18 protein-coding genes are annotated in these 23,826 nt (G+C 69.4%); 12 read left to right on the top strand and 6 right to left on the bottom strand.

The genetic code is table 11. The features are described 5' to 3' along the window. Nucleotides 1–5: 5 nt before the first annotated feature. The 3 genes from ABZ016_RS03430 to ABZ016_RS03420 are packed head-to-tail and all read right to left on the bottom strand — an operon-like array spanning nucleotide 6 to nucleotide 3,822. Entirely contained in the window at nucleotides 6–1,433 is a 1,428-nt protein-coding gene (locus ABZ016_RS03430) for an exopolysaccharide biosynthesis polyprenyl glycosylphosphotransferase (RefSeq protein WP_356914838.1), read from the bottom strand. Continuing rightward, on the bottom strand, nucleotides 1,430–2,680 hold the full coding sequence (locus ABZ016_RS03425) for a glycosyltransferase family 4 protein (protein WP_356914837.1): 1,251 nt from the start codon (nucleotides 2,678–2,680) through the stop codon (nucleotides 1,430–1,432). The genes ABZ016_RS03430 and ABZ016_RS03425 overlap by 4 nt, the downstream gene beginning before the upstream one ends. A 50-nt stretch (nucleotides 2,681–2,730) precedes the next feature. Continuing rightward, nucleotides 2,731–3,822, bottom strand: a complete 1,092-nt coding sequence (locus ABZ016_RS03420; protein ID WP_356914836.1) for a DUF3344 domain-containing protein — start codon at nucleotides 3,820–3,822, stop codon at nucleotides 2,731–2,733. 400 nt (nucleotides 3,823–4,222) lie between these two features. On the opposite strand from ABZ016_RS03420, the gene ABZ016_RS03415 reads away from it, so the two are divergent. From ABZ016_RS03415 to ABZ016_RS03400, 4 genes are all read left to right on the top strand, one after another. Then, nucleotides 4,223–4,924, top strand: coding sequence for a hypothetical protein (locus tag ABZ016_RS03415; protein WP_356914835.1), 702 nt, complete (start codon nucleotides 4,223–4,225; stop codon nucleotides 4,922–4,924). Nucleotides 4,925–5,142: 218 nt separating this feature from the next. Continuing rightward, nucleotides 5,143–5,757, top strand: coding sequence for a hypothetical protein (locus tag ABZ016_RS03410; RefSeq protein ID WP_356914834.1), 615 nt, complete (start codon nucleotides 5,143–5,145; stop codon nucleotides 5,755–5,757). Between the two features lie 184 nt (nucleotides 5,758–5,941). Further along, nucleotides 5,942–6,439, top strand: coding sequence for a tyrosinase family oxidase copper chaperone (locus ABZ016_RS03405; RefSeq protein ID WP_356914833.1), 498 nt, complete (start codon nucleotides 5,942–5,944; stop codon nucleotides 6,437–6,439). Beyond that, on the top strand, nucleotides 6,423–7,289 hold the full coding sequence (locus ABZ016_RS03400; RefSeq protein WP_356914832.1) for a tyrosinase family protein: 867 nt from the start codon (nucleotides 6,423–6,425) through the stop codon (nucleotides 7,287–7,289). The genes ABZ016_RS03405 and ABZ016_RS03400 overlap by 17 nt, the downstream gene beginning before the upstream one ends. A 71-nt stretch (nucleotides 7,290–7,360) precedes the next feature. On the opposite strand, the gene ABZ016_RS03395 is transcribed toward ABZ016_RS03400, so the two are convergent. Then, a complete protein-coding gene (locus tag ABZ016_RS03395) occupies nucleotides 7,361–8,008 on the bottom strand; it encodes a chaplin family protein (RefSeq protein ID WP_356914831.1) in 648 nt (215 codons plus the stop codon). A gap of 319 nt (nucleotides 8,009–8,327) precedes the next feature. Here ABZ016_RS03395 and ABZ016_RS03390 point away from each other — a divergent pair, with 319 nt between their 5' ends. From ABZ016_RS03390 to ABZ016_RS03360, 7 genes are all read left to right on the top strand, one after another. Then, entirely contained in the window at nucleotides 8,328–8,597 is a 270-nt protein-coding gene (locus tag ABZ016_RS03390) for a hypothetical protein (protein ID WP_356914830.1), read from the top strand. Between the two features lie 222 nt (nucleotides 8,598–8,819). Beyond that, on the top strand, nucleotides 8,820–9,089 hold the full coding sequence (locus ABZ016_RS03385; RefSeq protein WP_356914829.1) for a hypothetical protein: 270 nt from the start codon (nucleotides 8,820–8,822) through the stop codon (nucleotides 9,087–9,089). Nucleotides 9,090–9,428: 339 nt separating this feature from the next. Beyond that, nucleotides 9,429–9,695 carry a hypothetical protein gene (locus ABZ016_RS03380; protein WP_356914828.1) on the top strand — a complete coding sequence of 89 codons (267 nt, stop codon included), beginning with the start codon at nucleotides 9,429–9,431 and terminating at the stop codon, nucleotides 9,693–9,695. A 247-nt stretch (nucleotides 9,696–9,942) separates the two neighbouring features. Continuing rightward, entirely contained in the window at nucleotides 9,943–10,215 is a 273-nt protein-coding gene (locus tag ABZ016_RS03375) for a hypothetical protein (protein ID WP_356914827.1), read from the top strand. A gap of 141 nt (nucleotides 10,216–10,356) precedes the next feature. Continuing rightward, the gene (locus tag ABZ016_RS03370; protein WP_356914826.1) at nucleotides 10,357–10,635 is read left to right on the top strand and encodes a hypothetical protein; all 279 of its coding nucleotides are present in this window, start codon (nucleotides 10,357–10,359) and stop codon (nucleotides 10,633–10,635) included. Nucleotides 10,636–10,936: 301 nt separating this feature from the next. Then, complete coding sequence (locus tag ABZ016_RS03365) at nucleotides 10,937–12,667, top strand: fatty acyl-AMP ligase (RefSeq protein ID WP_356914825.1); 1,731 nt, start codon at nucleotides 10,937–10,939, stop codon at nucleotides 12,665–12,667. 23 nt (nucleotides 12,668–12,690) lie between these two features. Further along, nucleotides 12,691–19,335, top strand: coding sequence for an SDR family NAD(P)-dependent oxidoreductase (locus ABZ016_RS03360; protein WP_356914824.1), 6,645 nt, complete (start codon nucleotides 12,691–12,693; stop codon nucleotides 19,333–19,335). 21 nt (nucleotides 19,336–19,356) lie between these two features. Here ABZ016_RS03360 and ccrA read toward each other — a convergent pair whose 3' ends face one another. Beyond that, nucleotides 19,357–20,679, bottom strand: coding sequence for a crotonyl-CoA carboxylase/reductase (gene ccrA, locus ABZ016_RS03355; RefSeq protein ID WP_356915045.1), 1,323 nt, complete (start codon nucleotides 20,677–20,679; stop codon nucleotides 19,357–19,359). Nucleotides 20,680–21,030: 351 nt separating this feature from the next. Between ccrA and ABZ016_RS03350 the strand changes: the two genes are divergently transcribed. After that, a complete protein-coding gene (locus ABZ016_RS03350) occupies nucleotides 21,031–21,885 on the top strand; it encodes an alpha/beta hydrolase family protein (RefSeq protein ID WP_356914823.1) in 855 nt (284 codons plus the stop codon). On the opposite strand, the gene ABZ016_RS03345 is transcribed toward ABZ016_RS03350, so the two are convergent. Next, nucleotides 21,855–23,693 carry a class I SAM-dependent methyltransferase gene (locus ABZ016_RS03345; protein ID WP_356914822.1) on the bottom strand — a complete coding sequence of 613 codons (1,839 nt, stop codon included), beginning with the start codon at nucleotides 23,691–23,693 and terminating at the stop codon, nucleotides 21,855–21,857. The genes ABZ016_RS03350 and ABZ016_RS03345 overlap by 31 nt on opposite strands. Between the last annotated feature and the right edge of the window lie 133 nt (nucleotides 23,694–23,826).

Below are 23,826 nucleotides of genomic sequence, written 5' to 3'. Positions count from 1 at the left end.
CTCTCTCAGCTCCCCGTCGGACGTACCACCGTGGCCACGGTGCGCAGCAGGATGCAGACGTCCTGCCACAGGGACCAGTCGTCGATGTAGGCGTTGTCGAACCGGCAGCGGTCCTCGATCGAGGTGTCGCCGCGCAGCCCGTGGACCTGAGCCAGGCCGGTGATACCGGTGCGCATGCGATGGCGGACCGCGTAACCGGGGTAGGTCTGGCCGAACTGGGCGACGAAGTAGGGCCGTTCGGGCCGTGGTCCGACCAGGCTCATGTCGCCCCGGAGCACGTTCCACAGCTGGAGCAGTTCGTCGAGCGAGGTGCGACGCAGCATCCGGCAGAGCCAGCGCATCTCGTTCTCGTTCGCCACGCTCCACCGGGTCGCCGACTCGTGCTCGTCGACCGGGCGGTGCGTACGGAACTTCAGCAGCGTGAACGGCTCGCCGTTCCTGCCGATGCGCTCCTGCCGGAACACCACACCCGGCCCGTCGCTGATCCGCAGCGCCACGGCGAAGGCCAGCAGCAGAGGGCTGACCAGCAGCAGCAGCGTTCCCGACACGAGGATGTCGAGCGCGCGCTTGCCCGCGCTGCCACGCCGGGCCGGAGACATGTCCAGACGCCGGCAGGAGAACCCGGCGAGCCGCTCCCGCGCCGCGTACGACGGGGTGTCGGCGTCGACCTCCCAGATCACGCAGCCGGACTCGGCCAGCGCCCGCAGCAGCGGCTCCTGTTCGGTGCGCACGGTGGAGTGAACGGCCAGCACCGCCCGAACTCCGTTCTGGATGACCGCACGCTCGACCTCCTCGGCGCTCGTCAGCACCGGCAGGCTCCCGGTGCCGTCCGGCTGCTCGGCGACGATCCCCACCGGCCGCACGCCGCACCGCGGGTGACGCAGTACGGCGGCGGCCACGCGCTCGGCGGTGGCGACCGGGCCCAGGACGAGTGCTGCGTGCGGGTGGCGCACCAGTGCGGCGCGCCGCCGCGCGTGCAAGGCTCCGCGCATCACACAGCCGGCCGTCGCCTGCAGGGCGAGGCCCATCAGCACGGTACCGAGGGCCAGCGCGTGTTCCGGCCGGTACGCCGCCAGGAGCGCCGCGAGTGCCAGCCAGGCCACCGCGATACGGCCGCACACGGCGGGCAGTTCCTCCAGAAGTCCCGGTACCGGCCGCCGTCCGTCGCGCTGGCGCAGCAGCAGGGAGACGGCGACCAGAGCAGCGACGAGCAGTGGCTGGCGCTGGGCCTCGGTGAGCGCAGGCACGCCGGCCAGGGCGGCGACGCCGTCCGCGACGAACAGTGGGACGGGTGAGGCCGGTTGCGCCGGGTGTCGAGGGGCGGACAGCCGGAAGCCGGGGGCGATGCCGCGCGGCGGCATGACCGAGACGGGTGAGGATCGGTGGTCCCGCGGCGGTACACCGGGGGAGGGCACGGTACGTTCGGCGGTCACGAGTGGATGGACTCCCTGTACTCGATGGGCTCGACGCGCTGCGTTGCCCGGTTCGCGTCGGCGCCACGTCCGGTGTCGAGCGCCTGACCGTGCTCAGCGCTGGGGATGGCGGCGGTCCACGGGCCGAGCAGGTCGCGATAGACGTTCGAGACGGCCTCGGCGGTGTGCCGCACGTCGTGGGTGGACAGCACGTGCCGGCGGCCCTGGTTGCCGAGCGTCTCGCGCAGCATGGGGTCGACCAGCAGCTCGGCGACGGCCCCGGCCAGCGCCGCCGGGTTCTCCGGCGGGACCAGGCACCGGGCGGCGAGGGAAGGCGGCAGGCTCTCGCGGGCCCCGTCGACGTCCGTGACCACCACGGGACGCCCGCAGGCCATCGCCTCCAGCGGAGCCAGGGCCATGCCTTCCCAGCGGGACGGCAGGACGACCACGTCGGCGGCCTGGTACCAGGGGGAGGCGTCGGCGACGGCTCCCGTGAACAGGACGGATTCCGGGGCGACTTCGCGAAGCCGGTCGTGGTCCGGCCCGTCGCCGACCAGGACGAGGCGGGCGTCGGGCACCCGCTGCGCGATGGTTTCCCACGCTCGCAGCAGGACGTCCTGTCCCTTCTGCCGGCACAGCCGCCCCACGCACACGGCGAGCGGTGCGGCCGGGCGGATGCCGGCGAGCGGCGCGAGCCGGGCCCGCACGGTGGCGGCGGCGGCCGGGCGGAAGCGCTCCGGGTCGATGCCGTTGGGGACGACGGTCCACCGGCCGGTGATCCTGGCGTCCACGCCGGTCGCGCGCTCGGCCTCACTCACACAGAGCACGCGTGAGGCCCAGCGCGCACCCCATCGTTCCCACATGAGCGCCAGCGCCGCGGTGCCCCCGCCGACCGCCTCGAACGACCAGGCGTGCGGCTGGAAGACGGTCGGAATCCGCCCGCGTACCGCGAGCCGCCCGGCGAGCCCGGCCTTCGCGCTGTGCGCGTGCACCAGATCGGGACGTACCTCGTCGATCACCTGTGCCAGGTGCCGTACCTCCTGGAACAGTGAGGTACCCGGCGACCGTGTCGCGTGCCAGTGCCGTACGCGCGCGCCGAGCGTCCGCAGTCTCGTTGTGAGCGCACTGTCGGGGCAGGCCACGGTGACGTCCAGGCCGTCCGACAGCTGTGCCCGGACCAGGTCCGTCACGACGCGGGCGACGCCGCCGTCCACCGGTTGGGTGAGGTGCAGGACTCTGGGGAGAGGGGCGGTGGAAGACGGGTGCATGTGCGCGGATTCCTCGCTCGCGAAGGTGTTCGGAGAGGACGGCAACGAACTCACCGCCGTGCGTCGACGGCGGCGAAGAGCACGCCGGCCCACGCGGCGTCCCGCTGCGAACGGAGCCGGAAGGTCACCTGGTCACCGGCGTGTTGCAGGCTTCTTCCGAGGTCGAACACGTCGGAGTCGTAGCCGAGGGTGTTGGCGTATGCGGGCACACGTGCCGCATCGTCCCCGGGCTCGCTGATGGTGGAGTTCAGGACGTCGTCCTGGGGGTTGGCGGCGTTGCCGAGGACGGATGCGGACCCGGACTCGCCGGTCGTCACGGTGAGCGAGTCGCCGGTCGTGCCACGGTCGCCGTCGTACGCCACCAGGCCCGCCCGGCCCCACGCGTCGGCGGCGAAGCCGAGTTCGCGCAGGCGGACCTCCGGCGCCGGGTCGGACAGCGATACGAAGCCGTCCCAGAGCGCGAGGTGCCGCAGCGGCTCCGACGGGTTCTCGTACACCACCACCAGCGTCCAGCCGCCCCACGCCCCGGCCGGCGACTTGCCCATGGCCACGTTGACCTGTGCCACGGTGTACAGGCCCGGCCCGCTCTCCCGCACCAGTTGCGTCACGTCCGCCGAGGCCTGGAAGGCGTCCGCGCCGTCCGTCACGCGGTGTCCGACAACCGTGTCCGCGAGGAGCTCCTTGTACTCTCCGCCGGGTTCGGCGATCAGCACTCGCCCGTTGTCCTCCGGTGGCTTCTGCTCGCCCACGCGCAGATTCCCGCCCCAGTACAGACGCGCGTACGTCACCCGGGAGCCGGTGGGCAGGCGGACCTCCCCGCGGGAGGCGTTGTAGGTGTTCGGGTCGCGGTCGACATCGATGTAGAACATGTCGAAGTCGCCGTTCACCCCCTGCCTGCCTTCCCGCACGTCAGCGCATGAAGGCCTCTCGTCGGTGCGGCAGGTGATGGACGAGTTGGCCGCGCGTGCGATGCCGCCGTGCTGAAGCGCGCGGTACCGCTCGGCGAAGCCGATGCTGCCCGACTCGGGTGCGGGCGGCGCGGCCGGCGCGGCGGTCGGCGAGCTACTGGCTGCCCATACGGCGGCAAGGCTGAGGACGCCCACGGTCGCACGGCGAAACAGCGGGCCCAGGCTATGGCGCATGACCGGTCATTGCCCTTCCGGAACAGGTGGCCGTGGCAGCAGCGCCACGAGTGCGAGGTGTCCGCGCTGAGGAGTGCGTCGGGCGGTTCGCAACTCTAGTCATCAATCAGACATAGTCGATGAAATTCGAAGATATCTGGCACGTGTGTCGGAATCGTGAAGCATGCGACGTTGTTGACCGGCGGCGGTGTGCCGCAGGTGGCGTGCGGCAGGCCGCGTAGGGCGGCCGAGGCGTCACCCGACGGGGGAACGGTCACCACCGGTCTGACGTATCGCCTGATCAGGCCTTACACGGCGAAAGAGGGAATTGCGAAATTCCGGAAAGCGTATGAGCGGTTGCGGGACGTCATGGTTGCTTTCACGGTGGGCTCAAGATCCGACGTCGTCGAAAGGAACCCCCATGTGCGCTCTGCCCGCACGGCGCATCGCTTCCAGCGCATTGTGCGCCACCTTCCTGGTCGGGATCGCCTGCCCCGCCGCCATGGCTGCCGACTCGGCCCCCGAGTACAGCCATGTGGCGTCGCCCGGTGCGCGGCACTCTGGCACGGATGCGCTACTGGCACAGCTCAGAAAGCTCGACGGGGGCGAACTCGCCCCGGTCGCCGACCTCCTGCACGCCCTCCTCAAGGCGGACAACGGCCAACTGACGGCAGCCGAGGCCAGGAAACTGGCAACTGCCGCGAAGCAAGCGCTGGCCCAGTTGGCCGCCGAGATTCGAACGGACACGGCCACACCGACAGCGTCGGCCCCGGCGACGGGCGTGTTGCTACCGGCTCCCGCCGGGCCTGCCACTGACTCCACGAACGACCCGCTGGAGGTCCTGGAGAACACGCTGGACGCCGTGGGGCAGGCCGTAGACGACCTTCTGGAGTCACTCGACCCCGCTGACGAGGCCTCCGATGGCGACAGCGTGGCGCTTTCCCCGGTCGACGACCTGCTGACCGAGTTGGACGAGCTCATCGACGCGCTGAACGGCAGCGATCCGTCGGAGCCGACCCTGTCCGAACCGACGACGCTGCCCAGCATGTGGCCACTGACGTCGGTGCCTTCGCTGTCGCCCGTCACGCTCCCCGCGATCACGCCGGCGCTGCTGGGCTCGTGACCGCCGTACGGCACGGCTCTTTCCCGTTCAGTCGTGGCGCCGACCATCAGGGCGGCTCCACGACTGTTCTTGTTCCTGCTCCTGTTCCTTTCCTGTTCAGGGATCTCATATGAGGACTCGCGATCTTCGGTCCCTCCGGTTTCCGCCTCGACCCCGGCTCGTTAGGCACGGCGACAGACTCCCCTCCGGTGACACGCGTTGCCGAAGAAAGGAACACGATGAAGTCCCTGAAGGCTGCAGCCGTCCTTGCCGGGTCCCTGATCGCCGCCACTGCCGCCACGCCGGCATTCGCCCACAACACCGCTCCCAACCTGGCCGCCCCGGGACAGAGCGCCCCCGACGCGGCGTTCACCGGCCAGGGTGCGCCGGTTTCGGCGCCTGCCGCGCAGAGTGCTCCGGCTCCGGTTTCGGCGCCGCAGAGTGCTCCGGTTTCGGCCCCGCAGAGTGCTCCGGCCCCGGCCCCGGCGTCGCAGAGTGCCCCGGCCGCGGCGCCGGAGAGTGCTCCGGCTCCGGCCCCGCAGAGCGCCCCGGCTTCGGCTCCGGCCCCGCAGAGCGCCCCGGCTCCGGCTCCGGCTCCGGCCCCGCAGAGCGCCCCGGCTCCGGCTCCGGCTCCGGCCCCGCAGAGCGCCCCGGCTCCGGCCCCCGCGCCGCAGAGCGCCCCGGCTCCGGCTCCCGCCCCTGACCTGGCGTCCACCGACCTCAACGGCGGCGTGAAGACCAAGCTCCCCCTCGAGGCGAGCGCCACGGGCAGCAAGTCGCTGCTCCCCACGGTGAAGGAGACCGCAGAGGCACTGAACGAGGCCAAGCCGCTGCGCGGCAATCTGTGGATGTAGGGCTACGCCCCCCGTACAGAGTCGGCCCTCGGCGAGTCCGAGGGCCGACATCTTTGTGGCCTCGTCTGTCTCCATGTCACCGGCACGGCCGTCGGTGATCACTGTCTTGGCCGCGCGGCGGTGACCGCGCGGGGCGTTCGGCGGTTACGGCTACGGATCAACCGAACGGGACGAGGAGTGAGCCATGGTCGTCAGCGTCGGCGGAGGGCCGGTGGGTGCCGAGGACGGAGGCCCGGACCCGGTGTGGCACCGAGCGGTGGGCAGAACACGGCGGGATGCGGCGCGCGGACTGTACTCCTGCGTACTCATCGCCGCTCTGACCTCAGCGTCGGCCGCCTCCCGGCCTCAGCGCCCCCGACCCGGAATCGCCCCGAGTGACACGGCCTTCGACGTCGCATACCGCGGCCGCCGTATCCGCGGTCGGTGGTTCCCCGAGTGCGGCACAGCGGAGGACGGCCGTTGGCTTGTCACCGTGGACGGCCGACCTCTGCATCTGATGCGACGCGCTGACGGCACCTGGCTGAGCATGGTGGACCACTACTGTTCGTACCCGACACCGCTCGAGGCAGCCCGCGCCGCCGTCGACGAACTCGGATCCGGTCAGCGGCTGCGCACCCTGGCTCCACAACCGGTGGACGGTGGGCACCTGCACGGGGGACACCGACATGGCGTACGTGCGTAAAGACGCCGGCACGCTCACCAGGGCCGAGAAGCGCCGGTTCGTCAAGGCGCTGCTGGAACTCAAACGGCGCGGCGAGTACGACGAGTTCGTGCGCATGCACATCGCGCACTTCTCCTCCGACGGCGAGCACGGACTGCGCACCGCGCACATGGCTCCTTCCTTCCTGCCCTGGCACCGTCGGTTTCTGATCGAACTGGAACGCGCCCTACGCCGAGTGGACCCGTCGGTGACCCTGCCGTACTGGGACTGGACACGCGACCGCACGACCACCTCCGTGCCCTGGACGGCGGATTTTCTCGGCGGCAACGGGCGCCGGTCCGACCACCAGGTGATGACAGGCCCGTTCGCCTACCGGGAGAGCAACTGGGTCATCAAGGTGGGCGTGACCGACGAGAAGTTCCTCACCCGGGACCTCGGCAGCCCGCGGGCCACGGTCGGCCTGCCCACGAAGGCGGACCTGGAGTGGGCGCTGAGGGAATCCGCCTACGATGTGGCGCCCTGGGACTCGACGGTCACGCGAGGTTTCCGCAACAGGCTGGAGGGCTGGGGCGCCGGCAGGGGCAGGACCTCGTGGCGCAATCACAACCAGGTGCACCGCTGGGTCGGCGGGGCCATGCTCGGCGCCGCCTCCGTCAACGACCCCGTCTTCTGGCTGCACCATGCCTTCATCGACCTGCAGTGGCACCGCTGGCAGCGCCGTCACCGCGGGGCCCGCTACCTCCCCGCGAAACCGCCGGGTCCTGACAACGCGCAGCACGGCCGGATCGTGGCACGGCATCAGAAGCTGCCGCCGTGGGACGTGTCGCCGGACGAACTTGAGGACGTCGGCCGGATCTACCGGTACGCGTGAGCTGAGGCGGGTCCAAGAGAAGAGCCCCGGCGTTCCAGGACGCCGGGGCTCTCAGGTGAAGACGACGGATGTCAGTGGCCGTAAACCCCGCGAGCCTTCTCGGCGTGCTTCTTGAGGTCCTTCGTGTCGTGCTTGCCGTGTCCCTTGAGCTGCTTCTCGGCGTGCTTCTTGAAGCCCTCGGCGTCGTGCTTGCCGTGATCCTTGAGCTGCTTCTCGGCGTGCTTCTTGAAGCCCTCGGCGTCGTGCTTGCCGTGTCCCTTGTGCTGCTTCTCGGCGTGCGCCTTGTGCTGCTTCTCGTCGCTCTTCTTGCCGTGCGCCTCGCCCTGCTTCCCGGCGTGGCCCTTGTCGCTCTTCTTGTCGCTCTTCTTGTCGTGCGCCTTGTGCTGCTTCTCGGCGTGCGCCTTGTCGCTCTTCTTGTCGTGCGCCTTGTGCTGCTTCTTGTCGTGCACCTCGTGCTTCTTGTGGTGCTTCTTCTCGCCGTCGTTGTTCTCGCAGACGCTGCCGGCAGCCCGGTTGAGCCCGCCGAACACGGTGAGGGCGTTTCCGCACACGTTGATCGGCGCGTGGATCGGAATCTGGAGCACATTGCCGGACAGGAAGCCGCGCGAGTCGATTGCAGCGGCCTTGGCGTCGGCGTCCGCTGCGGCGACACCGGGCACGCTGAGCACCACGGCGCCCGCGCCAAGAGCGAGAGTGCCAACCTTCGCGATGCGAGACATAAAGACGTTCTCCTTACAGGCTCGGTGAGTGCGGTAGCGGAATGAGCGATCGCACTTCCCCTTCAACGCGTCGCCTTCGCACCGGTCACGGCGACTACCTCCGGATCACCCTCTTTTGCCCGAGATGCACATGCGGCCGGACGCGACCCATCCGGTTGGGCCGCTTGAGGCGCGTGCAGCAGCACCCCGGTCTGCGGCCTTCTGAAAGAACCGGGCACATGGGCGTTTCATCATCAAAAATCACAAACATCACCGTATGCTCGTGACTGTTGGTGCACAGCCAGTCACGGACTGTGCCTACTCAAGAAACGGAGAGGTAATGCGCAAGTACCAGAAGGCCGCGGTCGTCGCGGCCATGCTCGGCAGCGTCAGCTTCCTGGGTGCCGGTGTCAGTCACGCCGGCGACGAGGGGCACAAGCTCAAGCTCGACAGTGACCAGACCCAGCTGTGCTCGGCGGACGAGGTCAACATCACGGGCAGCGAGACGGGCTCCGTCTTCGCTCCGGTCAACGGCGCCGGCCTCCAGTTCAACGACCTGAGCGACCGCAACACGGTGAACTGTGCTCAGGTCTTCGGGCTCGGTAAGTGATCTCTGATCAGGTGGTCTAGGTAGGTCCCGGGGCTCGGACCAGGTGTCCGAGCCCCGGGGTCTGCTGCCTGGGGAAGGGGGATCTATCCGGATACATGCCGTATTGCCTACTTTTCGCGCCTTGGCGTTTCACGCGCTCGAAAGCAGCGAGCATCGCCTACAGTGAGGACTGTCGGTGACCAGTCCATTACGGACTGTGTCGACGCGAGAAACGGAGACGTAATGCGCAAGTACCAGAAGGCTGCGGTTGTCGTGGCCATGCTCGGCAGTGTCAGCTTCCTGGGTGCCGGTGTCGGCCACGCTGACGGGGACCCGAAGGTCAAGCTCGACAACAAGCAGAGCCAGGAGTGCTCGGCGGACGAGGTCAACATCACGGGCAGCAAGACGGGTGCCGTCTACGCTCCGGTCAACGGCGCTGGCCTGCAGTTCATCGACGAGAGCGAGCGCACCTCGGTGAGCTGCACTCAGCTCTTCGCCATCGGCGGCCGGTAGTCACTGGCAGCTGGTCCAAGCAGACCCCGGAGCTCGAGGTGTTCGAGCCCCGGGGTCTGCTGTTTGGCTTTTTGCCGGTCCGCGCGCGTCGGGAGCTGGAAAGGGTGGCGGTCTGCGCCCTCGCCCTCGCCCCGGCGGGGTCGGCGAGCCGCCGCCTCGTCAGTTCCGGCACCCAAGAAGGGGCAAGTGCCCGCGAAGCAAGGGCACCTGACATGAAATTTCATGAGATGAGGACGCAATGGGCGTTTCGCGTAGCAATTGGCAGAAATCGCTCCTAAAGTGATGCCTGTCGGTGACCAGACCGTAACGGGCTGTGTCGACACGAGAAACGGAGACGTAATGCGCAAGTACCAGAAGGCCGCGGTCGTCGTGGCCATGCTCGGCAGTGTCAGCCTCCTGGGTGCCGGCGTCGGCCACGCTGACGGGGACCCGAAGGTCAAGCTCGACAACAAGCAGAGCCAGAAGTGCTCGGCGGACGAGGTCAACATCACGGGCAGCGAGACGGTCGACGGCTTCGCGCCGACCAACGCCCTGGGTCTCCAGGTTGTCGACCAGAGTGAGCGCACGTCGGTGGAGTGCGCTCAGCTCTTCACCATCGGCCGGTAAGTACTGGTCGGCTGACCTTAGGCAGACCCCGGGGTTCGAACCAGGTGTTCGAGCCCCGGGGTTCGTCGTTCGGTATGGGCGCTCGGGCGGTCACTCGTATGCAGGTATCCATACCGGATCATGGATCTTTTGGGGAAGTGCGTGTCTTGCGCGTTTCATTCACTAATACCCCTAAGAATCCCTTACAGTTGCCAACTGTGCGCGGCCAGTCAGTTGCTGACCGTGACGAAACGAGAACGGAGAAGCAATGCGCAAGTACCAGAAGGCGGCAGTCGCCGTTGCCATGCTCGGCAGCGTCAGCTTCCTGGGCGCCGGCGTCGGCCACGCTGCGGACGGGGACTCGAAGGCCAAGGCCGACAACACCCAGCAGAACCAGAAGTGCTCCGCGGACGAGAAGAATTGGTCGCTTGTCAACATCGGCGACGTGAATATGGTGATCAACGTCATGGGCCTCCAGTTCGTCGACCAGAGCGAGCACAAGTCGGTGAAGTGCACTCAGGTCATCCCCGCCGCCAAGTAGTCGATTCTCGGGTGTAGGCAGCCGTCAGGAGGTCACCGGGTGTCCGAGCCTCGAAGCTGCCACTGACTTCGTTCCCAGTCCACGCGTCCGGAACGGCACCGCAGTCCAGTCACGGGGGCCGACGGTAAAAGGAAAAGGCAGATGTTCAATTCGAAGAAGATCGCAGCGGCAGTGGGTGTCCTGGGGAGCTTTGCTCTCATCGGCGCCGGTGCCGTCCAGGCCTTCGCTGATGACCGCGCCGACGGGTGCGTCGACAACGGCAGCGGCTACACGCGCTGTTCGCAGGTGAGGGAGTACCAGGTCACCACCGACAAGCGCGGAAACATCACCGTCGTCAACGACTCGACGCAGAGCTGCCCGGCCTCGGGCGGTCAGATCGACTGCGTCAGCAGCTTCGCCGTCCCCGGCAAGAATTCCTGACGTCGGACCGAAAGGGCCGAGACACCTTTCGTCGTCGGCGCCAGTCACACAAGTCCACCCGTGCATACGGGGGTGGCCGGGACCTGTTTCGCGTCCCGGCCACCCCCGTATGTCTATTGTGTCGTCCGGTCCGCTGTCCGGGTAATTCCCCGCACTCCTGTTGCACCGGGCGGTGTAGCCGCTTCGGCGTGTCACTGGAAGCCCGGCATGTCTCCATGGTGAGCTGATCGCTCACCGCTGCCCACTGTCCAGTGGAAATCGTTGCCCGGAACGAAGGTTCGGTGACTCAGTGCTGGAAATCGTGAGTGACACCATCAGCCACCATCTCGCTCAGGCCGCAGCACGAACGCCCGAAGAGACAGCGTTCACTTTCGTGGACTTCGGCACCGACCGCGACGGAGTCCCCTCCACTCTGACATGGCGCCAGCTGGAGAGACGGGTACGCACCCTCGCGACCGCCCTGCGCCACGCCGGGGCAGCCGGCGAGCGCGTGGCCATCGTGGCACCGCAGAACCTGGACTACGTCGTCGGCTTCCTCGCAGCCACGTGCGCCGGCGCGATCGCCGTTCCCCTCTTCCCCCCGGCCCTGCCTGGTCATGCGGAGAAGCTGGCTGCCGCACTCGCCGACGCCGACCCGGTGCTCGCCCTCACCAGCCCCGACTCGCTCCAGGCCGCGGAGAAGTTCTGCGCCGACCAGGACGGCCTGCGCCTGCGCGTGGTCACGGAGCAGGAACTGCTCGCCGGTCCGGCGCCGGCGGGAGTACCGGCGGACGTGGAGACCTTTCATCCGCGCCCCGAGGACTGTGCCTATCTGCAGTACACCTCGGGTTCCACCCGCGTGCCGTCGGGCGTGGAGATCACCCACGCCAACGTCTGTGCCAACGCACGCCAGGCCCTGGAGGCCTACGACATCCGCACCGGGCGCAACTGCACCGTCGGCTGGCTTCCGCTGTATCACGACATGGGACTGGTTCTCGCGGTCGTGCTGCCCCTCGTCGGTCACGTCCCCTCCGTGCTCATGGAGCCGTTGGCCTTTGTGCAACAGCCCGTCAGATGGCTGCGTCTGCTCACCCGGTACCCGGGAGCCCTCACCGCCGCTCCCAACTTCGCCTACGACTACTGTGCGCGCCGCGTCACCGACGAGGAGCGCGACCGGCTGTCACTGGGATCGGTCGCCGCCATGGTGAACGGCAGTGAACCTGTCGCCGAGCAGACGCTGCAACGGTTCCAGCAGGCCTTCGCACCCGTCGGCATGGTCCGCACAACCATGCGCCCGTCCTACGGACTGGCCGAGGCGACCGTGTTCGTTGCCGCCTCACCGGCCGGGGAGGAACCGACCGTCACCTGCTTCGACCGTGACGCGCTGGCGGACGGCACCACCCGTGTGGTCGAGGCCACCGAAACGCGGGCGGTGACCCGCCTGGTCGGATGCGGACGGCCCACCGGGCAGGAAGCCGTCATCGTCGACCCGGTCACCCGCGTCCGTCTGGAGGACGGGCACGTCGGCGAGATCTGGCTGCGCGGACCCAACGTCGGCCGTGGCTACTGGAAACGCCCGGAACAGAGCGAAGCCACCTTCCGAGCCACACTCCACGGCGAGAACCAGCACCACTGGCTACGCACCGGCGATCTCGCACTGATGTACGACAAACAGCTCTACATCACCGGTCGCATCAAGGACCTCGTGATCATCGACGGCACCAATCACTATCCGCAGGACATCGAGCAGACCGTCGAGAGCGCCCACCCGGCCGTCCGCCGTCACCACACCGCGGCGTTCTCCGTTCTCACCGACGCCGGAGAACGTCTTGTCGTCGTCGCCGAGCACGTCCGCGACCTCGCAGACCTCCACAGCGTCCGGGAAGAGGCGACTCGCGCCGTCCGCGCGGCCGTGTCGGCCGGCCACGCCATCGCGATCCACGACTTCGTCCTCGCCCCGCCCGGCACCGTACCCCACACCACCAGCGGCAAGGTTGCCCGTGGAGCATGCCGCGAACGCTACCTCCAGGGGGCCTGGAGCCCGGAAACGTGAGCACTGAGGGCGGGAGTCACCGCATGCAGCAACCAGGCGGCCCCACGGCCAGTCGCTCCGGACCGGGCGTCACCGCACTGCGGAGCGCGCTGGTGCGGTTGGTCTCGGACATCAGTGGCATCTCCCCAGAACAACTCGACGACGCCCGCCCTCTGGCGGAGTACGGCCTCACCTCCCGCGACGCCGTCGGACTGACCGGCGAGCTGGAGAAGTTACTGGACCGGTCACTGCCCGCCACGTTGCTGTGGGAACATCCCACGATCGGACAACTGGTCAGCGCTCTGGCGACCGCAGACAACGCCGACACCGCGGAAACCGACGAGCAGTCCGATACGTCCGGCGAGGCGGCCATCACGACCGGCACCGACGACCATGCCATCGCGATCATCGGCATCGGCTGTCGCCTGCCCCCGAACGTGCAGGGACCGGACGCGCTCTGGGAACAACTCCTGGCAGGGACGGACGCGGTCAGCCAGGTGCCCGCGGGACGGTGGCGGAACTTCACCGGCACGGCGCCCGACGTCACCGCCCTGATGGAATCCACCACACAGTACGGCGCCTTCCTCGACGACATCGAAGGGTTCGACGCCGACTTCTTCGGCATCACACCCCGCGAGGCCGAAGTCATGGACCCCCAGCAACGGCTGGTACTCGAAGTCAGCTGCGAGGCGCTGGACCATGCCGGAGTTCCCGCCCACGCCCTCCGGTCCACCCGCACCGGCGTCTTCGTCGGCCTGAGTGCCCTGGAGTACGGGCAGCTGACCACCTCCGACCCCGCGCGCCTGACACCGTGGACCAGCACCGGAGCCGCCGGCAGCATCGTCGCCAACCGCGTGTCCTACCTGCTCGACCTCCGCGGGCCCAGCATCACCACCGACTCGGCCTGCTCGTCGTCCCTCGTGGCCGTGCATCTGGCCTGCCGCAGCCTGCGCGGTGGGGAGTGCGACACGGCACTGGCCGCAGGAGTCAACGTGCTCCTGTCCCCAGCGGTCACGGCCTCGTTCGAACAGGCCGGTGCGCTGGCCGCGGACGGCAGGTGCAAACCCTTCGACGCCGCGGCGGACGGAATCACCCGTGGTGAGGGCTGCGGCGTCGTCGTGCTCAAGCGTCTCGCCGATGCCCGGCGCGACGGCGACCGGGTGCTCGCCGTCGTCAGAGGCACCGCCGTGAACCAGGACGGCCGGTCGGCGGGCCTCATGGCACCCAACCCGACGGCGCAGGAGGAGCTGCTGCGCGACGCCCTGCGGGACGCGCGGATCGACGCCGCCGACATCGACTACGTCGAAGCGCACGGGACGGGCACCCTGCTGGGAGACCCCATCGAAGCAGCCGCCCTCGGAGCGGTCGTAGGCCGCGGCAGACGCCCCGACCAGCCCTTGCTCATCGGCTCGGTCAAAAGCAACCTGGGTCACCTAGAAGGCGCGGCCGGCATCATCGGCCTGATCAAGACGGCGCTGGCCCTGCATCACGGCCGCATCCCGGCCACCCTCCACTTCCACGACCCCAACCCCCACATCGACTTCACCGAACTGGGCCTGCGCGTGGTCACCGAAGCGACCGTCTGGCCCGCCCCGGAGAACCGCAGGGGGCGCGCCGGCGTGTCCGCCTTCGGGTTCGGCGGCACGAACGCCCACGCCGTCCTCGAGCAGGCGCCGTCAACCGTCCCGAGTCCCGCGCAGCCTTCGGCGACCGACGACGAGGCAGCTGACGACCCGCACATTCTGGTGGTGTCAGCCCGTTCCCCGGACCGGCTCGCCGACGTGGCCGCGAGTCTGTCGCGGTGGGTGGCCGCCGGTGACGCACCTTCGCTCACCGATATCGCCCACACCCTCGCATCACATCGCCGTGGCCCGTCCTGCGCCGCCGTCGTCGCGCGGACCCGCCCCGAGGCGGCCGCCAGGCTCGCCGCGCTGGCCCGGGGCGAGACCGTTCCCGGCGTGGTCGCCGCATGCACCGACGCAGGAGCGGCTCAGCCGTTCACAGCGCGCCGGCCGGTCTTCGTCTTCTCCGGTTACGGCTCCCAGTGGAAGGGCATGGGGCGGCAGTTGCTGACCGGCGACTCCCGCTTCGCCGCCCAGGTGTCCGCGCTCGATCCGGCCTTCCTCGCGGAGACCGGCTCCTCACTGACCGACATGCTCACGTCCGATTCCGGCCGCACCGTGGACCGGACCCAGCCGCTGCTCTTCGGCATCCAGCTGGCCCTGGCGCAGACCATGCGGGCCTACGGCGTGGAACCGGCGGCCGTCATCGGCCATTCGATGGGCGAAGTCGCAGCCGCCGTGGTGGCGGGCGCTCTCGACGCCGCCGACGGACTTCGCGTCATCGTCCGCCGGTCGGCGCACCTCGCCGGCATCGACGCCGAACAGGCCGGCGCGATGGCGGCGATCGAGCTGCCCGCGCCGTCCCGGACGGACATCCTCAACCGCTTCCCCGGTGTGGAGGTCGCCGTCCACTCCTCGCCGCAACGCTGCACGGTGGCCGGACCGGCCCAGACGGTGCGCGACCTGGTGGACGAGTTGTCCGAGCAGGGTCACCTGGCCCGGCTGCTGAACGTCGGCGGAGCCGGACACTCGGCCGCGGTGGATCCCATTCTTCTGCCACTGCGCGAAGACCTTGCCGCTCTTCGCCCGGGCGCTCCCACGACGCCCTGGTACAGCACGGTCCTCGAGGACCCCCGCGCGGACCCGGCAGCCGATGCGGGCTACTGGTGCGCCAACGTCCGCCGCCCGGTGCGTCTGCAGCAGGCGGTGACTGCGGCCACGGAAGACGGCCACACCCTGTTCCTGGAGATCTCGCCCCATCCCATCGCCGTCGTCCCGCTCACCGAGACGCTCGACGCCACACCGGTGGGTGACCAGGCCCTGGTCGTCCCGACCCTGCACAAGAACGCGGACGACACCGTCGCCGTACGCGCCGCGCTGGCCAGACTGCACTTCGCGGGCGTCACGACGAGCACCGGTCTGTGGCCCACCGGTGCGCGCACCGCACTGCCCACCCCGGCCTGGCGTCACAGACGATTCTGGTTCTCCCGCCCCGCCACCTCGACCACGGCCGGCGGTCACCCCCTGCTGGGTGTGCGCACCGACGACCCGCGGACCGGCGTCGTGCTGTGGCAAGGAGACGTCGGCACCCGTCGACACCGCCCCAGGAGCACGGTCCACGACCAAGCGGTGCTGACCCTCGCCGAGGCCGCGGAGCTGGTGGTCGAAGTCGGCCTGGAGCTCTGGGCCCGGGAGGGCCTCACTCACCTCGGAGTCGAGGACCTGCAGATCCACCAGTGGCTCGCCCTCTCCAGCAGCACCCCGCTGACCGCGGTGTGGGAACCGGGCTCCGGCACACACGGAACGGTCACCCTGCACGCCCGCGGCACCGGGGCCGCCTGGCGCTGCCACGCCTCGGCCCTCATCACCCGCGATCCCGAACCCCCGCGCGAGCTCCTCCCCGCGGAACAGGCCCCGGACATCGTTCACCCTTTCGCCGCCGAGGACCTGCCGCACCCGCACGGACCGTTCTACGCGCATCTGCTGACCAGCATGCTGGAAGCGCTGAGTGCCGCCGGAGCCGGCGGCACTCCACCGGGCGGTGACCGCACCGTCCGAGCCACCGCGCACGCCGTCCCGGTCGGAGTACGGACCTTGTACATCAAGGGGCCGGGACTCCGCGACACCGGATACGACATCCGCTGCACGCCTGCCGCCGGCGCCGACGGCGGGGACACCGGCGTCAACCAGTGGCACGTCACCGCCCAGGGCACCGAGAGCGAGCTGGTCGCCCGGTTCGTTCAGCTGCGTCCCATCGAGCATCACGAGGTGCCCCGGCCCCTCGAGACGTGCAGCTACGACATCCAGTGGGAGAAGTCCACCGTCCCCCCGCCCCTGGGCCTGCACCGTGCCCTCCTCCTGAGCGACGAACCGGACGACGCCGCAGACGGGGTCACGGCCTCGCTCGCGTCGGCCCTGCGAGCCGGGGGTGTCAACGTCACACAGGCCCGGGACGACGACAGCGACGCCGTACTCGACGCCTGGCTGCAGACCCCGCAGGAGGACGGCCCGAGCGCCGTCGTCCTGGTCTTCCCCCCGTACGAACGCGACGACGACACGCGGCCACTGCGCACAGCAGCACGGGTGGCCCGCCGCCTGGCCGGCGGAACGCACCGGCAACCGCCGCGCCTGTGGATGGCCACCGTGCTGGCACAGGCGACAGGGCCGGGGGAACCCGGAACGCCGCACCTTGCCTGCCTGCGTGGACTCGTCCGTGTCATGGCACTCGAACACCCCCATCTGCGTGCCTCGCTGGTGGACATCGACAAACAGCCCGGCGCAGTCGGTGACCTCGTCCAGGAACTCCTCGCCGACGGCGACGCCGATGAGATCGCCTGGAGGGCCGGCACTCGCCTCGCCGCCCGCCTCGCCCGCGCCGACCTCACCTCTCAGGGCAACGACGACGTGGCATTCACACGTCCTGACGGCGCCTACATCATCACCGGTGGGCTGACCGGCCTGGGCCTGGCAACAGCGGGCCGGCTCGCCGAGCAGGGCGCCGGCCGTATCGTCCTGAACGGACGGCGTGCCCCCGGGCCCGAAGCCCAGTCCTTCCTGGCCGAGTTGCGGGCCCGGGGGACCTCCGTCGCCGTGGTCCGCGGAGACATCGCAGAACCGGATGTCGCCCCGAGCCTGGTGCGTGCCGCCCTCGCAGAAGGCCACACCTTGCGAGGCGTCGCGCACTGTGCCGGTGTGCTGCACGACCGCATGATCACGGACCTCGAGCCGGCGGACTTCGACAAGGTGCTGCGGCCGAAGACCGTCGGAGCCCGGCACCTGGAGGCGGCCATCGCCGACCACGACCTGGACTGGTGGGTGATCTACAGCTCCGCCGCGGCACTGATCGGCTCGCCGGGACAGTCCGCCTACGCGGCCGCCAACGCCTGGCTCGACGCCATCGCTCACCACCGCAGAGCCTCGAACCGCCCGGCGACCGCCATCGCCTGGGGCCCGTGGGAGAACATCGGGGCGGCGGCCGGGAACCCGGCGCTGGCCCTGGAGCCCATCCACCTGACCGAGGGAATGGACGCCCTGCAGGCGCTCGTCACCCTCAACCGCACGCACGTCGGCGTCGTGCACCTCGATGCGGGCCGTGTCCTGGCGGCGTTCCCCGGCCTGTCTGCCATCCCCTTCTTCAACGACGTTCTCGAGGACAGCGCGCTCAGCGCCGACGACTGGGTCGGTCCCGACGGCATCACCGCCCTCGGAAGCTCCGCCCCGGAGCTGGTCTACGCACGCCTCGCCAAGAGGACGGCAGCCATCATGGGGTTCAGCGCCCACGAACTCGACGAGACGACCGCACTGACCGAACTGGGACTGGACTCCCTGATGGCGGTGCGGATCCGCAACGCCCTCCGCCAGGACTTCGGCATCGACCTGCCTGCCCCCCGCCTGCTGCGCGGCGCCTGCCTGCGCGAACTCGGCGGCGCGGTGCTGGAACAACTCGGCCTCGGCTCCTCGGTGCCCACGGCCTCCTCTCCACCGGCAGGCCCCGCCGACGTCGGGCAGGCACAGCCGACCGCGCCCTCGCTGCCCGGTTCCCTCGGTGCCCGGGACCCGGCAGAGCGGCTGGTCGCGAGCGCCTGGTCCGAGGTCCTGCGCCGCAAGCCCGCAGACGTGCACGAGGAGTTCACCGCCGCCGGGGGAGACCGACGCGCCGCCGAGGCCATGGTGGACGTCATCCGTCGGCGCCTGGGCGACGACACTCGGCTGGACCTGACGGGCGAGGCCGTTCTCGCCCACCGGACCGTCGCAGCCATCGCCGAACTGATCCGGCCGGTGGTCAACCGAACCGGCCCGTCGGCACTCACCACCCTGCGCCCCGCTGTCCCCGGGACACAGCGGCCCCCGTTGTTCACCTTCCACCCGGCCGGCGGACCGACCTCGGTCTATCTGCCCCTGACGGGGCTGCTCCCGACCGACCAGCCTGTGTACGGGCTGGAACGCGTCGAAGAGCTGAACACCGTGGAGGACAAGGCAGCCCACTACCGCACGATCATGCGTGACCTCCAGCCGGAAGGGCCCTACCACCTGCTCGGCTGGTCCTTCGGAGGATGCCTTGCGTACGAAGTGGCTCGTCAACTGAACGAACGGGGTCAGGACGTCGGGTTCCTCGGACTGATCGACACCATCCTGCCCGCCGCTCTGCCGCAGCAGGAGTCGCCGGAGCTGCTGCTCGAGCGCTTCGGTCGTTTCGCCGAATACATCGAGAAGACCTACGGCCACCGCCTGGACCTGCCCTACGAAGAGCTGGCGGCCACGCCCGACGAGAAGCAGATCGACGTGATCATGCGGCTTGTCGCCGACGCCGGCCTCGACATGAGCCCGGGGGTCATGGAGCATCAACGGACCTCGTACGTGGATGCCCGGGTAGGCGAACGATACGTTCCCCTTCCCCACGACGGCCATGTGGTGCTCTACCGTGCCCAGCAACCGCAGCAGCTCACCACCGCTCTGGACCCGCGCTACCTCCGCCAGGAGGCGGACCTGGGATGGGCCCCCCTGTGCCAGTCCCTCGAGATCGTCCCCGTCGAGGGCGACCACCTGTCCCTCATCGACCCACCCCATGTCGAGACCATCGCGCGGCACCTCGTCCGTACCATCGGGCGGCTCCCCGAGGACCGCTGAACGACGCCTGTTCCGTGGGGCTCACCCGCGGAACAGGCGCAACCGCTCCTCACCCACCCGGGCACGGGCCTCCGGGTCGGTGACGCCGAGGTCAGGACGGGGAGCCAGACACAGCACACCGACCTTGCCGATGTGCTGATTGGTCTGGACAGCCCGTGTCGCCGCACCCACCTCCGACAGCGGATACGTCGTCGACAGGGCGGGAACCAGGCTGCCCATGGTGATGAGCCGGTTGACCTCACACTGCTCGTGAAGGTTCGCGCCGTGACTGCCGATGATCCGCTTCAGCCGCATCCAGAGATACCGGTTGTCGTAGGTGTGCTCGTAACCGGTACTGGATCCGCAGGTGACGACCGTCCCGCCGCGTCTGGCCAGGAACACGGACGCCGCGAAGGTCTCCCTGCCGACGTGCTCGAACACGATGTGCGGGTCCTCACCGACCGCCTCGCGGATCGCCTTTCCCATCCTCTTCCAGCCCTCGGGACGCTGCAGGAGTGTGTCGTCCCCGCCCAGGACCTCCTGGCGGTTGATGACCGCATCGCATCCCAACGACCGGAGCAGACGTGCCTTTTCGTCGGAGTTCACCACGCCGACCGGGACACCGCCTCCGCCCAGCACCAGTTGGACGGCGTAGGAGCCCAGCCCGCCGGTCGCGCCCCAGACCAGCACGATGTCGCCCTGCTTCATCCGCGCACCGCGGTCGCTGACCAGCATGCGGTAGGCCGTACTCGCGCACAGCGGGTTGACGGCCGCTTCCTCCCAGGTCAGGGCAGGGGGCTTCGGCATCAACTGGCTCGCCCGAACGACGGCGTAGTGGGCCAGCCCGCCGAAGTTCGTCTCGAACCCCCACGCCTTCTGCCCGTGCCCCAGCATGCCGTCGCGATGTGTGTCGGGATCCTGCTCGTCGACGTAGGCCGGAGAGATCGACACGTGGTCACCGATCTTCCACCTGCGCACGGACGACCCCGTACGGACGATGACGCCCGAGGCGTCGGAACCCACGATGTGGTACGGAAGATCGTGCCGCGCCTCCCATCCTCCGGCCTTCCTCATTTCCTTGAGGAACTGGAAGGTGGGCAACGGCTCGAACATGGCCGTCCAGACCGTGTTGTAGTTGATCGCACTCGCCATCACGGCGATCAGAGCCTCGTCCGGAGCGAGCTCGGGCATCGGCACGTCCTCGACGAAGAGGGACTTGCGCACGTCCTTGTCCTCGACGCCCTCGAACATGTTGACGTCGGCGGCGCGCACACAGGCCGCCGGGAAGTGGTCCGGGAGGGGGAGGGACTCGAGGGTCGCTGCGTCCGCACCCGCGATGACCGCTTCGGACAGGGACGATGTCATGTCGGCTCCAATCTTGCTCACGTCTCACGACTGTTCCCAAGAGAACCGCTGATCTGATGCGGCGCAATCGCTGCTCTGCCGTACGGGCGACTGCCCTCCGTTGAACGGAGTGTCTGCCGGTGGCGGACGGTGTGTTTCGTCATGCTCCCAGCTGTGTGGGCATATTGTCTGAAATTCGCGAGAACGTACCTGGTGTGTCTGGGGCTCGTCGCCGCTCTCGTCTCGACCGAGGCGCATGCGGCCGCACGGAGCCCGGAAGGCACACCCGGGCCTCACGGTGCGGAGGCTCGTGTCACTGCCGTGCGGACGATCGACGACCGAACGCGCGATCTCACGGTCAGTTCGCCGGCCATGGGACGGTCCATCCCGGTCCGTGTCCTTCTCCCGGCCAGCTGGAACAAGCGGCCTGAAGCCACCTTTCCCGTTCTCTACATGCTCCACGGCGGCGCCGACGACTACAGGGCCTGGACGCGCGCGACAGACGTGGAAGAACTGTCGCAGAACTCCGATGTGCTCATCGTCATGCCCGACGCGGGAAAGGACGGCTACTACAGCGACTGGTTCGCCGGCCCGCACCGCTGGGAGACCTTTCACACCAGCGAACTCGTGCGGCTCATGGAGAAGGAGTACCGAGCCGGCCCGTCGCGCGCCGTCGTGGGACTGTCCATGGGCGGTTTCGGCGCACTCAACTACACGGCACACCATCCGGGCCTGTTCCGGTACGCGGCGGCGATGAGTTCCTACGTGGATCTCAACGACCCGTTTGTGCGCCTGGTCATCGGACTCGGCTCTCAGAAGGTCGGCGTCGACATGAGGAAGGTGTGGGGCGACCCGATGGAGAACGCCGATGTCTGGCAGTTCCACAACCCCGCAGCCATGCCGCGGTCCTTCCGCGGAACGCACGTCCATCTGTCCGTCGGTACCAGCATGCCCGGACCGCTGGACGTGGGGCGCTCCCCCTACGTCATTCTGGTGAGTGTGCTGGGCGAGGCTGCGCTTCCGGAGCAGATCAGGAAGTTCGCCTCCGCGCTGCGCGCGGAAGGAGTCCACGTCACGACGCATCAGTATGAGCCCGGGACGCATTCCTGGCCGTACTGGCGGCAGGAACTGCACCGCATCTGGCCCACGGTGATGCGCTCACTCGGGCTGCCGGCCTCCGGTTCCCGGGACGAGCGTCAAGCTTCCTTGCGGGCGAGGATCCGGTAGGCCTGCCCGCCCCGTACCGCCCCCAGGAAAGGGGCGATCGCGAGGTCGGCCGCGGCCGCCGCGGCGATCAGCGGGACGGAGGCCGTCCAGATGGCCGCGTGGGCCAGGGCGCGGGTGCGGGTCGGAGGTGTTCGGGACCAGGGATGCCGGGGGCTCGGCGTCCAGGAGCGGAAGCGCTCCACGACGGCGCCGCAGAAGTCCCCGCCCGGCCGTCCGGTGACGCGTTGCTCCACCACCGTGGTGAAGCCCCGTTCCAGCAGCGCCTGCCGGAGATTGGTGAAGGGCATGAGGTGCACGTGCTGCGGCTGCATCCAGGGAATCCAGTGGCGGCCCAGCAACCGGCTGAGCGAGCTCTGCGGGTCGGGGACCTCGATCACCAGGTGACCGCCCGGCTTGAGGACGCCCCGTGCCGCCTCCAGCTCGGCCCGTGGATCCAGGGTGTGCTCCAGGTAGTGGAACATGCTCACCACGTCATAGGCGGCTTCCAGGGATGCGGCCAGTTCGGGGAAGTCGCCCCGGTGACCGCGGTGCACCCAGCCGTGCTTCTCGGCCCGCTCCACGGCGTCGCTGCGGTCCAGGCCGTGAAAGACGGTCTGCGGCCAGACGTCCTGGGCGACGAGGCAGAAGTGACCGTGCCCGGCCCCCACGTCCAGCCAGGTGCTGGGCGCGGTGTGCGGGGGCAGGAGGCGGGCGCGGTCACGGTAGGCAGGCCCCTGGAGGGCGAACACCTTTTCCATCTGCCGTTCGCCGATGCCGTCGTAGCAGTCGCGGTAGTAGAAGTCGAGGCCGGCCAGGTTCAGCCGCGGATTCTGGAAGGTGTGGCCGCAGTCTCCGCACTCCTCCAGAGTGAACCGGCCCGGCTTTCCCTGGTACATGTCCCGTGCCGTCACGCGGTGTCTCAGGTCGGACGACCCGCACCACGGGCAGGAGTCGCGACGTGGCTCGAAGAACCGCTCGACACCCCGGGCGATCTCGGCCTGGTATTCCGCGCGGAGACCGGCGTGCGGGTCGGCCGGACCGCGCAGAGCGTGCGCTGCCCGCGCGGTACGCAGCCAGTCGCCCGGGCCCAGCACGGGCCTGAGCCAGGTGGCACGGTAGCGGTCGGCGGGAGCGAACCGTCGACCGCGCACCAGCGTCGGCTGCAGTGCGTAGCCGGTCAGGGCAGCCGCTCCCCAGGTCGGAGCCGTCGCGAGGCAGGCGAGGGTGAGCGCACCGGCGGCCAGGCGTGCCGCCAGGGCGGCCGACAGCGGGACGAAGGTGTTGCCCGGCCGGGCGGCGACGCGTTCCCGGGCGGTGCGGCGGACACTGCGAAGCCCGGGCGCGAGCGCGAATCCGGTCGTGGTCGGCGCACACTTCTTCAGGCGCCCGAGCAGATCGGTGAGTTCCCTCGCCGAGAGCCCCGCGAGATCCGTGCCGGCGGGCAGGCGGGTGCCGAGTCGCTCCAGGACGGCCGCCTCCACGACGACGGCATGCTGGGCGCTTCGTCCGAAGGCCAGCCTGTCGCGCCGGAAGGAACGGGTGTTCACCAGGCGGGCGAAGTCGAGCAGCTCGGCCGTCGGCAGATCACCCGGCAGCAGATCGAGTACCTTCAGCCCCTCCCGAGAAGCGAAGGCGCAGGCGGCGCGGCGGGTCTCGTCGTCCAGCCGCACTCCGGAGGCCAGCACGAAGCGGAAGTCCGGGGAGGGCGGATCCGGGGAGGGCGGATCCGTGGAGGGCTCAAGGAGGCGCAACCCGGCGAGTCGGCGATTGAGTCGTACCGCGTTGAGGGCGAATCCCGCGCCGAGCGCTGCCGCGGTGAGATGGGCCATGTTCCTTGGCATCGGTTTCCCGTCCCGCCAGAAGGGGTGCTTTTACTCATGTTCTCCTGATGGGTCCAGGAATGCGCCGCCCAGTATGTCTATGGTCTGCCACTCGGGTAACGGCCCGGCAGGCACCAGCACA

It is taken from the genome of Streptomyces sp. NPDC006372 (genome assembly GCF_040612515.1).
GTDB lineage: Bacteria > Actinomycetota > Actinomycetes > Streptomycetales > Streptomycetaceae > Streptomyces.
Note: the sequence above shows the minus strand (reverse complement) of the source record. Positions and strands in the feature narration are given on the sequence as shown.